This is a genomic window from Hymenobacter lapidiphilus (genome assembly GCF_003417065.2).
Classification (GTDB): domain Bacteria; phylum Bacteroidota; class Bacteroidia; order Cytophagales; family Hymenobacteraceae; genus Hymenobacter.
In genome coordinates this window covers 1-13,715 of sequence record NZ_QVLT01000041.1, presented here as the reverse complement: position 1 = coordinate 13,715, position 13,715 = coordinate 1, and the positions used below count along the sequence as shown (strand labels likewise).

Annotated in this window: 9 protein-coding genes and 1 pseudogene; 4 read left to right on the top strand and 6 right to left on the bottom strand. The window is 63.5% G+C overall.

The window, feature by feature from the left end:
- Positions 1-55: 55 nt before the first annotated feature.
- Positions 56-361 carry an energy transducer TonB gene (locus D0N36_RS17280; RefSeq protein WP_116943074.1) on the bottom strand — a complete coding sequence of 102 codons (306 nt, stop codon included), beginning with the start codon at positions 359-361 and terminating at the stop codon, positions 56-58.
- Positions 355-846: an energy transducer TonB gene (locus tag D0N36_RS17275; RefSeq protein ID WP_116943073.1), complete on the bottom strand. Its 492-nt coding sequence runs from the start codon at positions 844-846 to the stop codon at positions 355-357. Before D0N36_RS17275 ends, D0N36_RS17280 begins: the two co-directional genes overlap by 7 nt.
- 240 nt (positions 847-1,086) lie before the next feature.
- Between D0N36_RS17275 and D0N36_RS17270 the strand changes: the two genes are divergently transcribed.
- A complete protein-coding gene (locus tag D0N36_RS17270) occupies positions 1,087-3,009 on the top strand; it encodes a MutS-related protein (protein ID WP_147320957.1) in 1,923 nt (640 codons plus the stop codon).
- Positions 3,010-3,136: 127 nt separating this feature from the next.
- Here D0N36_RS17270 and D0N36_RS17265 read toward each other — a convergent pair whose 3' ends face one another.
- Positions 3,137-3,544: a response regulator gene (locus D0N36_RS17265; RefSeq protein WP_116943071.1), complete on the bottom strand. Its 408-nt coding sequence runs from the start codon at positions 3,542-3,544 to the stop codon at positions 3,137-3,139.
- Between the two features lie 107 nt (positions 3,545-3,651).
- Positions 3,652-6,300 carry a PAS domain-containing protein gene (locus D0N36_RS17260; protein WP_116943070.1) on the bottom strand — a complete coding sequence of 883 codons (2,649 nt, stop codon included), beginning with the start codon at positions 6,298-6,300 and terminating at the stop codon, positions 3,652-3,654.
- Positions 6,301-6,458: 158 nt separating this feature from the next.
- On the opposite strand from D0N36_RS17260, the gene D0N36_RS17255 reads away from it, so the two are divergent.
- On the top strand, positions 6,459-8,633 hold the full coding sequence (locus tag D0N36_RS17255; RefSeq protein WP_116943069.1) for an FUSC family protein: 2,175 nt from the start codon (positions 6,459-6,461) through the stop codon (positions 8,631-8,633).
- 21 nt (positions 8,634-8,654) lie between these two features.
- Here D0N36_RS17255 and D0N36_RS17250 read toward each other — a convergent pair whose 3' ends face one another.
- Positions 8,655-10,151 carry a M28 family peptidase gene (locus D0N36_RS17250; protein WP_116943068.1) on the bottom strand — a complete coding sequence of 499 codons (1,497 nt, stop codon included), beginning with the start codon at positions 10,149-10,151 and terminating at the stop codon, positions 8,655-8,657.
- A 212-nt stretch (positions 10,152-10,363) separates the two neighbouring features.
- Between D0N36_RS17250 and D0N36_RS17245 the strand changes: the two genes are divergently transcribed.
- Entirely contained in the window at positions 10,364-10,975 is a 612-nt protein-coding gene (locus D0N36_RS17245) for a fasciclin domain-containing protein (protein ID WP_116943091.1), read from the top strand.
- 149 nt (positions 10,976-11,124) lie between these two features.
- On the opposite strand, the gene D0N36_RS17240 is transcribed toward D0N36_RS17245, so the two are convergent.
- A complete protein-coding gene (locus D0N36_RS17240; RefSeq protein ID WP_116943067.1) occupies positions 11,125-13,188 on the bottom strand; it encodes a S9 family peptidase in 2,064 nt (687 codons plus the stop codon).
- 312 nt (positions 13,189-13,500) lie between these two features.
- Between D0N36_RS17240 and D0N36_RS17235 the strand changes: the two are divergent.
- A pseudogene (locus D0N36_RS17235) lies at positions 13,501-13,715 on the top strand (LysR substrate-binding domain-containing protein); the annotation flags it as partial.

The following is a 13,715-nucleotide window of genomic DNA, read 5'->3' as shown; positions in this document are numbered from 1 at the left end:
CGAGTGGCGGTTGGTTGCCAGTGAAAGGCGGGCAACCAACTAATAACGGTCGGGCTTATAAAGAGAATACAACCGGCAACACCATCTTTTGCTTTACCGGCTGGCCTTTATACAGGGCCGGCTCCCACTTGGGGGCCGCCTTCAGCAGCCGGATGGCCTCCTCATCGAGCCCCGAGCCCAGGCGTTTAATGGGCTTGATGCCGGTGAGCGAGCCGTCCTTTTCTATGATAAACTCCATCATCACCTTGCCATCAATTTTGCGCTGTAGCGCCAGGGCGGGGTATTTCTGGTTGGTCTGAATCCATTCGAAAAAAGCGTCGGTGCCGCCCACGGGTCGCGCCGGCCGGTCGGCCGTTACCACCTGGGTGCCGCTGTCGGCCGCGCCGGCCGAGCCGGGGTGGTAGCCGCCGCGCCTGCTTCACCCGGAATCTGGAACGTGATGGGCACAACCTGGCGCTGGCGCACGATGCCGCCGCGGTGCCGGGCGGGCGTCCAGCGCGGAGCTGCCTTAATCAGGCGCATGGCCTCGGCATCGAGCAGGGCGTTGCCGGGCTGGGCGACAGCTACCTCGCCAAGCGAGCCGGTTTTTTCCACCACAAAGCTTACCGTTACCGTGCCCTGGGCGCCGGCCTGCAGCGCCGCAGTAGGGTACTGCTGGTTATCAACCAGGTACTGGGCAAAGGCCTCCAGGCCACCAGCGGGCAAGGCGGGCTGTTCCACGGCCTCGTAAACGGTGTTGGCCGCCGGGGCCTTGGGGTACTTGAGTTTCTGCTGAGCGGCGGCTGGTGCAACAAGGGCAGTGCTCAGCAGAGCGGTCAGCAAAACTTGACGAAAGGGCTGTTTCATAGAAATAAAGCAGGACGAGATGCGGCCGGCCCGGCACAACAACCGTACCCGCGGCCCTTCAAGTTCGTAATTTCAGCGGAAAGCGACGGGTTTAGGGTGGTAGGGCGTGCCAATGAGGCGAACAGGCGAGCAGGAGCGAAGAGGAAGGCCATTATCTGCTTCGCGCTGAATGACGTTCTTTGCTGTCTGGTTAGTTGCCCACCGTTCACCTCATTGCGTTACCACCTCATCACCCCAAACGTGTCCGCTTACCGCCCGCTTACCATCAATCCCGCCGATCTTTTCCAGGAAAACCTGGCCCACCATACGGCGCAGGAGGCGCATTTTGCCGGGCGGCACCGGGCGGTAGCGCTGGTGCGGCTGGCCGTGTTTGTGGCTGCCGGCGCGGGCATCTGGGTTTTGCTGAGTGCGGGCCGCACAGCCGCCGCGCTGGGCCTAGGCCTGGGGGCCTACCTGGTGTTTATCGGGCTGGTGCGCTGGCACGATGCCGTGGGCTACCGCCGCGAGCATCACCGGCTGCTGGCCCAACTCAACCGCGACGAGCTGGCCCGGCTGGCCGGCGAGCTGGCCGCCTTCGACCCCGGCCGCCGCTACCTCGACGCCCAGCATCCCTACGCCGCCGACCTCGATGTATTCGGCGACCATTCGCTGTTTCAGCTGCTTAACCGCAGCACTTCGCGGCTGGGGCAGGACTGGCTGGCGGGCTGGCTGCTGGCCCCCGCTGCGCCCGAAACCGTGCGCGAGCGGCAGCTGGCGGCCGCCGAGCTGGCCCCGGCCGTGGCCTGGCAGCAGGAGTGGCAGGCCCGCGCCCGCCACTACCCGCGCCAGGAAACCGACCCGCGCCAGTTTTCGGGCTGGTTGCGCGAGCCGGACTTTTTTGTTGGTCGTGGCTGGGTGCTGCCGCTGCTGGGGCTGGTGCCGCTGCTCAGTTTGGCAGGTGTCGGGCTGATGCTCGGCGGCTATGGCATGCAGTGGCTGTTGCTGTTGTTGCCGGCCGTGGTGCTCAATGGCGCTTTCGGGCAGGTGCGGGCCCGCTACTACGAGCATGCCACCACCATGCGCGACGCGCTCCGGGCCGCCCATGATCAACTGGAGCACTTCGAGGCCGGCACCTGGCAGAGTCTGGCGCTGCAGCGGCTGCACCGCACCCTGCACGCCACCGGCAACACCGCCGCCGCCCGGCTGCTGAAGCGCCTAAGCAATATTGCCGGCTGGTTTTCGGCTCGCCAGAACCCGGCCGTGGCCGGTGGCCTGAACACGTTGCTACTTTGGGATTTGTGGGGGATATGGCAGCTGGAGCGCTGGAAACGACGCATCAGCGGGGGCCTGGAGCCGCTGCTCGAAGCCGCGGCCGAGCTGGATGCGCTGGTGAGCCTGGCCGCTTTCCGGGCCGCCAACCCCGCCTTCGCCGAGCCCGACCTGACGGCGGCGGCCCTGACGGTGGAGGCCACCGCGCTGGGCCACCCGCTGCTGTTTGGCGGCGAAGGCGTGCGCAACGACTTCAGCACGGCCGGCACCGGCCAGACGGTGATTGTGACGGGTTCGAACATGGCCGGCAAAAGCACCTTTCTGCGCACCGTGGGCCTGAACCTGGTGCTGGCCCAGGCCGGCGCGGTAGTCGCGGCCGCTACGTTCCGTTGTGGCCCGGCGCAGGTGTTCACCGCCATGCGCAGCCACGACAACCTGGCCGAAAGCACTTCTTCCTTCTACGCCGAGCTCAAGCGTCTGCGCCTGCTGCTGGATTTGACTTCTGACGAAGAAGTAAAAATTGCCGGACAGGAAGAATCCGTAGCTACGAATGCCGTCAAGGTTCCAACCAACGGCCTAAGCACTAAAAACGAAGCACGAAGCACTATCCCGGTATTTTACCTGCTCGATGAGATTTTGAAGGGTACCAACTCGGCCGACCGGCACCGCGGGGCGCGGGCGCTGGTGTTCCAGCTGCGCGAGCGGGCCGCCAGCGGCCTCATCAGCACCCACGACCTGGAGTTGGCCGCCCTCGAAACCGACCTGCCCGCGCACGTGCGCAACGTCAGCTTCAACTCCTACCTCAACCCCGACGGCACCCTGCGCTTCGACTACCACCTCACGCCCGGCGTCTGCCGCTCCTTCAACGCCAGCCAGCTCATGCGCCTGATGGGCATTGAGGTGGGAGAGGACTGAAAGAAAGCTGAAATGGTGCGCGACGGAAACCGTCCGTTTTCCTGACGAAAGAAGGACCGGGGAAGAAGCTAATCGATGGATATAGCTTCTTCCCCGTCCTTCTTTCGTCAGGACGACAACGCGTTGCTTAACTACCCAGCTGCCGCTGGAAGTGCAGCTGCAGCAGGTTGTCCACCTTCTCCTTCGTCAGGGGCTTGCTGACCAGACCCGCAATGGATAGCTCGTCGAGGCGGCCTAAGTCGCGGGCGTCCATGGTAGTAGTGAGCATAACAACCACCGTGGCGCCGCGCTGTTCGGTAGGCAGCTGCTGGTAGGCTTCCAGAAACTGAATGCCGCTCATGCCGGGCATATTCACGTCGAGGAGGATGAGGTCGGGGGCTTCGGGGGCCTGGCGGGCCAGCAGGCTCAGTGCCTCAGTGCCGCTCTCGGCCACAAATACGTTTTCGGTCACTTCCAGCTTTTTCAGGAGCAACTCGTTGAGAAAGTTGTTGGTCTGGTCGTCATCAATCAGCAGAATATTTGGTAGTTTTTGCATGGAGTTGCGGCAGGTTTCGCGCTGCTGGTTAAGGGCAGCTTATGACTGAAATTGCTTGAGAAAAGGCCGGTTTGCGGGAGCAGCGCAACCGGCAACTGGCAATAAAGCTATTCGGTGGCGGGTAAAAATACGGTGAAGGTGGTGCCCACCTCCGGCTCGCTGCGTACTTCTATGCTGCCACCGGCATTTTCTACTATCTTCTTCACCATATACAGGCCCACGCCCGAGCCTGGTACGTGGTTGTGCAGCCGCCGGAACAGCTGAAACAGCTCCTTCCGCTGGTGTTCGCTTAGGCCCAGGCCGTTGTCGTGTACCTCCAGCACCACATGCCGGCCCACGTGCCGGCAGTGCAGCCGCACATGCGGCTGCCGCTGGGGCATGCGATACTTAATGGCGTTGCTGAGTAGGTTGTACACCACGGAGCGCAGGTTTTTGGCCGAAAACCGCACGGTAGGACAGCCGTCGAGCTCGGTTTCCATGATGGCGCCGGCCGCGGCCAGCTCGGGCGCCATATCGAGGCGCACGGCCTCTACCAGCGAGGGCAGGTCTACGGCTTCGGGCAGCTGGTCGACGGGGTTTTGCTGAAGGCGTGACACGTCGGTGAGGTGGGCCAGCGTTTGCTGGAAGCGGGCCACGGCGTCCTCCATCATAGCCAGCAACTGGGGAACGGGCTGCTGGGCGCGGGCCGCGGCGGGCAGGTGCTCGCGCAGGGCCAGCAACAGTCCCTCCACGTTGGTAATGGGCGATTTAAGGTCGTGCGAGGCCGAATACACGAACGTGTCGAGGTCGGCGTTGGTGCGGCTCAGGCGGTAGTTGGAGTCAGCCAGCTGCTGGTTGGTGGCCTGCATTTCCTCGTTGATGGCGGCCAGCCGCTCATTGAGCTCCTGCACCTGCTGGCGGGCCACTACCTGGTCGGTTACCTCGGTGCCGATGGCCACTAGGCCGCTAACGGTCCCCGTTTCGTCGCGCAGGGCTTGGAAAGTAAAGTTGAAGTAGCCCACCGCCGGCCGGCCGGTATGGGCGCGGTCGAGGTGAATCGGGGATTCGTTGATCAAAAATGCTTCACCGGTTCGCAGCAACTCCGCCAGCATTTCCTCGAAGCCCTGATCTGCTGAGCTGGGCACGGCTTCGAAGTAGGGTAAGCCCAGGGTCTGCGCCGGCGTACGGCCCCATATGGCGCAGATGGCTTGGTTGGCCAGCTCCACTCTGAGCTCGGGGCCGCGCATGATAACGATGGGCACCGGCACCTGCTCGAAAATATCCTGCAGCTCGCGCTGGCGGGTTTCGCGCTCGTGGCGGGCCAGCACCCGTTCGGTTACCTCGATGGCAAACACCTGCACGCCCCGCACCTGCTGCTGACCATCGAACAGCGGTTGAGCCGTGATGTCGAGGTAGCGCCGCTGGCCGGGCTCGTGGGCGAATTCGACCGGCGTTTCGCGGGTCAGTAGCAGTTGGCCGGTGGTGTACACGTCGTCTACCATGCCCACCAGGCCCTGCGCCACCATGTCGGGCAGGCAGTCGGCCACGGCGGTGCCCAGCACGGCCCGCCCGCCCACCAGGCCCTGGTAGTGGTCGTTGAAGAAGGAGAAGCGGTGTTCGGGGCCGCTGAAGGTGACGATAAGGCCTGGTACCTGGCCCAGGATCTGGCCCAGCAGCTCCTGCTTCAGCCGGGCCTGGCCGCGCTGGTGCTCGGCTTCGGCCAGCGCCTGCTGCACGTCGCCGGTGCGCCGCGTTACCCGGCTGTCCAGCTCTTCATTGAGGCGCTGCAGCTGCAGCTGCGTTTCGAGCAGGCGCACGTTAGAGGTCTGGTATTCCTCGTTGGCAGCCTGGTACTCCTCGTTGGCGGCATGCAGCTCCTCGTTGATGGCGGCCAGCTCTTCGTTGAGCTGCTGCACCTGCCCGCGCGCCAGCACCTGCTCGGTTACGTCTACGGCAATGGCTACAATACCCAGCACTTCGTCGGCCGGCCCGTACAGCGGCTGGTAAGTAAAGTTGAAGAACCGCGTTTCCAACTCGCCTGTAGCATCGCGCAGTTGGGCCGGGGCCTCCTGCCCTTTGAAGGGCGTACGGGTGCGGGCCACCTGCTGCATCAGCCCCTCGAAACCCTGGCCCCGCAGTTCGGGCATAGCCTCCAGCATGGGCCGGCCCAGCACCGCGGCGGCCGGATAGCCCCAAATGCTGCACATCATCTCGTTGGCGGCCCCAATCACGCAATCCTCACCCTGGTAGAGGCAAATAGCCACTGGGGCCTGAGCCAGCAGGGCCTGCAACAGGTTGCGCTCGGTTTCGGCCGCCGCCCGGGCCTGCTGCTCGGCCTGCTGGCTTTGGCGCAGCGCTTCCTGCATGGCCGTACGCGGGGTGTCGTTGTCGTCGGCGATACTTACGACCAGCAGCGGCCCTTGGGCCCGGGCCACCACCCTAAAGTAGCCGTCGATGCCGTCGTACTGATAGTTGAAGTGCTCCTGCCGGCTAATACCCGATTCGAACGTGTCACGATAGAAGGCGAAAATACCCGTGGGCGGGCCGGCGTGCGGGTAAATATCGAGCAGGCTCAGGCTAGGGCACTCGGGCTGACCGAGCAGCCGCTGAGCGGCCGGGTTGAGGTAGGCGAAGTCAAAGTCGATGAAGCTGCCCTCCCCGTTGTAAATCGGGCGCAGCAGCATAACGCCGGTCTGCGACACTTCGAGCAGGGTCCGCAATATGTCCTCGGAAGCCGGAGCATCGGCGGGCAGCATCGGAACCGTCTTATCCGCCATAAGTGGAGCTGAAATGAGAAGTGAGGGGCCGAAGATACCGGCCGGCCGCCATATTATCCCCCAGCCGGAGCAGAATATGGGCGGGGCGTTGCAACTTGCGGCCGGGCCGCCTGGCTGCTACCCGCCGCCGGCCGCCGAACCCCCGTTTGCCGCCGCTTATGTTCGCCAACTACGTCCGCCAGCTGCGCTACTTTTTTTCGAGCCAGGAGTTTTCCGACGGCCTGCGCACCACGCTGGCCATTCTGGTGCCCGGTTTGGTGCTGGGGCTGCTCGGGCAGCTGGAAACCGGCGTGGCCATGTCGGTGGGGGCGCTGTGCGTGAGCCTGACCGACACGCCCGGCCCACCGCTGCACAAGCGCAACGGCGGGCTGGCAGCCGTGGCGCTCACGGGCCTGATGGCGCTGCTGACGGGTTTGGTGCAGCCCTATCCGTGGCTGCTCGGGGCGCTGGTGGTGGCCGTCAGCTTCTGGCTGACCATGCTGCTCGTGTATGGCAACCGGGCCGGGGCCGTGGGTACGGCCGGCTTGCTGGTCATGATTCTGATGCTCGATAAGCCGCTGCCGCCCAGCCAGGTGCTCAGCAACGCGGGCCTGGTGGTGGCGGGCGGGGTGTGGTATCTGGCCCTGGCGCTGGCCCTCAACCGGCTGCGCCCCTACCGCGAGGCCCAGCAGGCCCTGGGCGAGGCCGTGCTGGCGGTGGCCGGGTTTCTGCGCCTCAAGGCCGAGTTCTACCGCACCGGCACCAACCTAGAGGCCGACTACCGCCGCCTGGTGGCCCAGCAGGTGCGCGTGAGCGAAAAGCAGGATGTGGTGCGCGAGCTGCTGTTTAAAACCCGCCAGCTGGTCAGCGAGTCATCCGACACCGGCCGCCGGCTGGTACTCACGTTCGTGGATCTGGTGGACCTCTACGAGCAGGTTACCATCACGAGCTACGACTACGCCGAGCTGCACCGCCGCTTCGAAGCCGATGGCCTGCTCGATGCATTTGCCAGCGAAATTGATGCCCTGGCCGCCGAGCTGGAGCGGGTAGGTTTTGCCATCCAGGGCAACTACACCTACCGCCCCGCCCGCCCCGATCTGCTGGCCGGCCTCAACCAGCTTAAAGCCCGTCTCGATGCCCGCGAAGCCGACCTCACCCAGCCCGGCTCGGTACTGCCGCTGCGCAAAATTCTGGTAAACCTGCGCAACCTGACAACCCGCCTGCAGGGCATGCAGGGATATTTTGCCGAGGCCGCCGCGCCCCTGCTCACGCTGCAGGCAAACGGGGCAACCGGCCCCGAGCTCGACCGGTTTGTGGCCCACCAGCAGTTTACGCTCCGCCAGCTCACGGGCCAGCTCACGATGCGCTCGGGCATTTTCCGGCACGCACTGCGGATGCTGGTGGCCTCCCTCATTGGCTTCATTATCACCGAAATGCTGGCTGGCTACCACGGCTACTGGGTGCTGATGACGATAACCTACATGCTCAAGCCGGCCTTCAGCCTTACCAAGCAGCGCAACACCCAACGCGTAATGGGCACGCTGCTCGGCGGGGTACTGGGAGCGGTAATGCTCTGGCTGATTTCGGACCGGCTGCTGTTGCTGGCGCTGATGGTGGGCTTTATGGTCGTGTCGTTCAGCTTTGCCCGCCTCAACTACCTGATTACGGTTATTTTCATGACTCCCTTCGTCCTCATCCTGTTCAGCTTTCTGGGCGAAGGGTACGTGCGGGTGGTGCAGGAGCGTATTTTTGATACCGTACTGGGCTGCGGTATTGCCTTTGCCGTTAGCTACCTGCTGTTTCCGCGCTGGGAGTCGGAGCAGCTGCAGGGCTTTTTGCGGCCGGTGCTGCGGGCCAACCTGGAGTACCTGCGCACGTTGCAACAGGCCCTGCTGGGCTCGCCCGTGGCCTTGCTCGACTACAAGCTGGCCCGCAAGGAGGTGTATGTGACGTCGGCCAACCTGGGCGCGGCCTTCCAACGCATGCTTTCTGAGCCCCGGACCAAGCAGCGCCACCCGGCCGAAGTGCACGAGTTCGTGGTGCTCAACCACATTCTGGCGGCCAACGTGGCGGCCATTACCTCGGCCCTGCTGGCCGGCGAAATCCGCCCCACGCTATCGGCCACCGACCTCAAAACGCTGCGCCAGGCGCAGCAGCAGTTGCGGCGCGGCCTGCTCCGTCTCGGCGAGCCCAACCTGCCCGAAGAGCCCCAGGCCCCTCCGTTGCTGCCCGCCACCACGCCCGAAACCGACGATGCCCAGCTCGGCGAGCAGCTGGAGTTTATCCAGAAGCTCAGCGGCGACATCAACCGGGTAACGGAAACAGTGGCGGGGCAGGGGGAGAAGGCCGGGTGAGACCCCACATAAGGACAATTACTATCTCTCCAGCCTGAAACCCGGCTCGCGGGCGGGTGGTGCGGGGCGGTTGGCTACGGCCCAGCCAGTCAGGTACAGCCACTGCGTCATGCGCCGCAGCTTGCTATAGTCGATGGTGGCCGGCTCGTCGTTGGGCGTGTGGTAATCGGCGTGCAGCAGCGAGGTAAACATGACGGCCGGAATACCCAGGCGGGCATACGGCAGGTGGTCGGAGCGGAAATACCAGCCCTCGGGGTGCGTGGCCTTGTCCCACTCGGTGTCCAGCTTGAACCGGGGGCCGGCCTGGTTGGCAGTGAGGGCGGTTTTCACGAGGTCGGAGGAATTAAGATGGGGCGGGGTGGAGCCCAGCAGCGCGGCCGAGTCGGGGGCGTTGCGGCCCATCATTTCGGCATTGAGCACGGCCACAATGGATTCGCGGGGCACAGTGGGCTTGTTGGAAAAGTAGCGCGAGCCCAGCAGGCCGCGCTCCTCGGCCCCATGGTACACGAACAGCGCCGAACGCTTGGCGGGCTGCTGCTTAAAGGCCCGCATAACAGCCAGCAGCGCCGCGCAGCCGGTAGCGTTATCGTCGGCGCCGTTGTAAATCGAGTCGCCGGCTACCGGGGCCCGCACGCCGTCGTGGTCCTGGTGGGTGCTGAAGAGGACGTGTTGGCTCTTTAACTGGGCGTCGGTGCCGGGCTGCCGGGCCACAATGTTCACCGACGGGTACAGGAAGGTTTCGGCCCGTAAATCGGCCACCAACTCCTGGCCCGACTTGCTGAGGGCCTCGGCCTCCGACATGGGCAGCCACAGCACCGGCACTTGGTCGCCCACAATCTTCAACGACTCATCGGCGGGCAGGCCGTAGCGGCCGCGCTCAAAAATATGGCTCCAGTGCTCGTAAATCGCCTGGGCCTTATCGTCCGACACGAATACCACGGCTACTGCCCCGGCCCGGGCCAGTTCGGCGGCCTGTTCGCGCAGCTTACCAAACAGGTAGCGACGGTAGCTGATGCCGTCGGTGGGCTCGCCCGAGAGCTGTACGGCCACCGCCTTGCCTTTTATTTTGGCCTTTGCTACTTCCGCCGGCGTGCCCGTGCCCACAAACACCAGCTTGGCCCTCAGTTGGGCATTAACGGGGGCTACCACCACGGCTTCGTGGCCCGGCCGTAGCGCGCGGCCCCCAATGCGCAGGGTGCTGGCCGGCGTGAGGCGGGTGCGCCGCAGGTTAAACCATTGAAAAAACGTGCCGTCGTCGCCAGCGGGCTGCATGCCAATGGCCCGCATCTGTTCGGCCAGCCAGCTGGAGGCCCGCAGCTCATCGAGCGTACCCCCCTCGCGGCCCCGGTACTTGTCGCCGGCCAGCGCGAACAAGTCACGCTTTAGGTCGGCCTCCTTAATAGCCGACTCGGCGTTCCGGGCTGAGCTGGCCGGGGCTGGCCGGGCCTTCTGAGCCGATGTAGCGGTGGCCGTCAGCAGCAGGCCGGCAAGTAGGAGGGCGGGTAGGCGTTTGGTCATGAATGCGGAGGTATGATGGACTGAAAAAGAACTGCCTGATGTCAGGCGCTATGGTAATCGATTGCCTGAAAGTAGCTTCGCCAAATTTGGCTCATACTAATTGTGGATACTATGTGACAGAATATTAAGTGGATTAAATTTCTAAACAATATGACCAGTTTCTTGCTTTGTAAAACTTATAAACCAAAACATTAGCCCCTTTCCACATGAAAATGACACCCTCAAAATTCCCGTTCCGCACCCTGGCCACCGTATTTGTTGCCTCATCGTTGGCATTTGGCAGTGCAAGCTGCTCGAACACCGCCGATACCGCCGCTACCGACACCACGGATATGGCAACCACTGATGCTGGTGCAACCACCACTGCCCCAGCCATGACGGAGGGCGCAGAAATGGGCATGGACGACACGAGCAGTAAGAACCTAGCCGAAAACGCTATGGCCGTGCCGCAGATGAGCACCCTTGCTACCGCTTTGAAAGCCTCCGGCCTCGCCGATAAAGCCACCAGCGGTGGTCCTTTCACGGTATTTGCCCCCACCAACGAAGCGTTCGATGCGCTGCCCGCCGGCGCGCTCGATAACCTGCTGAAGCCTGAGAACAAGGCGAAGCTGGCTGGCATCCTGACCTACCACGTGGTGCCCGGCAGCGTAATGGCCGCCGACCTGAAGGATGGTCAGGAAGTTACTACGGTTGATGGCAAGAAGCTGAAAGTAAGCATCAGCGGTGGTACCGTGATGATCAACGGGGCCACGGTTGTGAAAGCCGACGTAAAGTCGAGCAACGGCGTAACCCACGTAATCAACCAAGTGTTGATGCCTCAGTAGATTTCCCCGATTGCTGAACCGATGACTTATGCTGCCAGTTTTTTTGGGTAGTTTGGAAATTGGATCGGGAGCGGTTACAATCGTTTCCTGACCCGAGCAGCAACAGAAAAACGCCACCTCGTGATACTTCATGGGGTGGCGTTTTTGGTTTATTTCTGCGTCTGGCCCTCGGGCTTCAGCGTGCGGCCCAGCCACTCAAAAAACACCCGATTCCAAAGCACTGCGTTCTGGGGCTTCTGAATCCAGTGGCCCTCGTTGGGGAAGTACAAAAAGCGGCTCGGAATGCCGCGCAACTGGGCCGTGCCGAAGGCCTCCATGCCCTGGCCCTCGGGCACCCGGAAATCTTTGGCGCCATGAATGACGAGGATGGGCGTATCCCAGTTTTGGGCGAACTGCTGGGGGTTGAACTCGGTGTAGCTCTTGTTGAGCGGGGTTTCCCAGGGCGCACCGCCGATGTCGTGCTTGGCGAAGAACATTTCCTCGGTGCTGGGGTACCAGCTGGTGAGGTTGTAGAGGCCGGCGTGGGCAATGAACGTTTTGAAACGGCCCTCGTGCTTGCCGGCCAGCTGGTACACCGAGTAGCCGCCGTAGCTGGCGCCCACGCAGCCGCGCCGGTCCTGGTCCACGTACGGCTCCTGGCTCACCGCGTCAATGGCCGAGAGATAGTCGCGGATGGGCTGGCCGCCCCAGTCGCCCGAGATGCTGTTGTTCCACTCGGTGCCGAAGCCGGGCAGGCCGCGCCGGTTGGGAGCCACCACAATGTAGCCCTGGGCCGCCATCAGCTGGAAATTCCAGCGGAACGAGAAGCTCTGCGAAATCGGGCTCTGCGGGCCACCCTGGCAGTAAAGCAACGTCGGGTACTTCTTGGCCGGGTCGAAATCGGGCGGGAAAGTTACGTACACCTGCATCTGCTTGCCGTCGGTAGTCGTCACCATCCGCGACTCCAGCTTGCCGGTTTTCACGCCCGCCAGCTCCTGCTGGTTGATGTTGGTCAGCACCGTCTCGCGGCCCGATTTCAGGTCGACGCGCACCAAATCGGCGGGGCTGGCCTGGGTGGTTTTGTTCACGATAACCGCGTCTTTACCCGCCAGCTCGAAGCCGTTGTAGTTGAACGCGCCCTTCGTGAGTTGCTTCACCTTGCCGCCCTTGGCGGGCACCATGAATAGCTGCTGGGTGCCGGCCAACGCGCTGGCGAAATAGATGGTTTTGCCGTCGGCGCTCCAGCGCACGTTGCCGGCCGCCTGCTCCGAGCCGGCCGTCACATCTTCGCGCTTCTTGCTCTTGAAATCATACACCACAATGCCGTTGCGGTCCGACTCGAAGCCGGGCGTGGCCATGCTCAGCCAGGCCACCTGGGTGCCGTCGGGCGAGAAAACGGGCTCGGTATCGTAGCCGCCCAGGCCCTCGCTCAGGTTCAGGGTCTGGCCGGTGCGGATGTCGTAGAGGTAGATGTCAGAGTTGGTGCTTTCAGCCTCGGCCTTGCCCGTGAGCTTGCGCGAGGTGTAGGCCAGCCGGTAGCCGTCGGGCGAAAACGCCAGCTGCTCGCTACCGCCGAAAGGCTGCAGCGGCGCGTCGAACTTCTCGCCGGCCATAATGTCTTTGGCGATGCTGGTGGGCATGTAACCACGGCCTAAAGGTTGGAAAAACACGTGCGACACTTTATAGTCGTCCCAGCTGCTCCAATGGCGGTAGTTGAGGTCATCGATGATTTTGGCGTCGGCCTTGGGCAGGTCGGGGTACCAGTCCTGCACCGATTTGCCCGTTTTCACGTCCATTGTATATAGGGCGAAGTTGCCACGAGGCGAGAATTTCAAGTTGCTGAAATCCTCATCCTCCGAAAATTCATTACGCAAGGGCTGGTTGCCCGTCCCATTGGCGTACATCACCATCAGCCGGTCGGTGCCGCTTTCACCTCCCAAATAGGCCAAGCGGCCATCGGGTAGCCAGTTGAGCGTGTTCTCGGAAACGGTGGGCGTATTGGTCAGCTGCCGGGCCGCACCGCCGCCGGTGGGCACGGTCCAGATATCCGACTGGCCCTTGTTGTCGGCCAGCGAGTAGCGCGTGATGGTGTAGGCCACCGTTTTCTGGTCCGGCGACACCTGCATTTCGCCCAGGCGGCCAAGTTTGAGCAATAGTTCGGGCGTGTACGTAGTCTGGGCCGCGGCCGCGAAGGGCAGGAGCAGCAGGGCAGTTATAATCGGTTTGTGCATCATCAGGGTGGAGGGTGGAACTTTAGGCAAGATAACCAAGACTCGGGCAAGGGGTTGGGCACGTGTAGGGTAGGGTCTCGTCCCCGCCCGCCATTCGCGCCACCACAACGGTCCTGTTCAACGGCGGCCGAGGACAAGCCCCGCCCTACGGGTATGGCCGCCGTTCCAGCAGCAACGCCGAGGCTTCCGGCGAACGTCCTACCTTGCATTCATGCCCGATTTCCGCCTCCAGGTTTTCCAAGCCGTGGCCCGTCACCTGAGCTTCACCAAGGCGCCCGCGAGCTGTATATCAGCCAGCCGGCCGTCACCAAGCATGTGCGCGAGCTGGAGTCCGCCTACCAGCAGCGGCTGTTCGAGCGGCGTGGCAACCGCATCAGCCTCACGGCGGCCGGGGCGCTGCTGCTGGCCCACGCCGACGAGGTGGCCGCCCGCCACGAGCAGCTAACCGAGCAGCTGCGGGGGCTGCGCGGCGAGGCCGCCGGCCGCCTGCGCCTGGGCGCCAGCACCACCCTGGCCAGTACGAGCTCCCG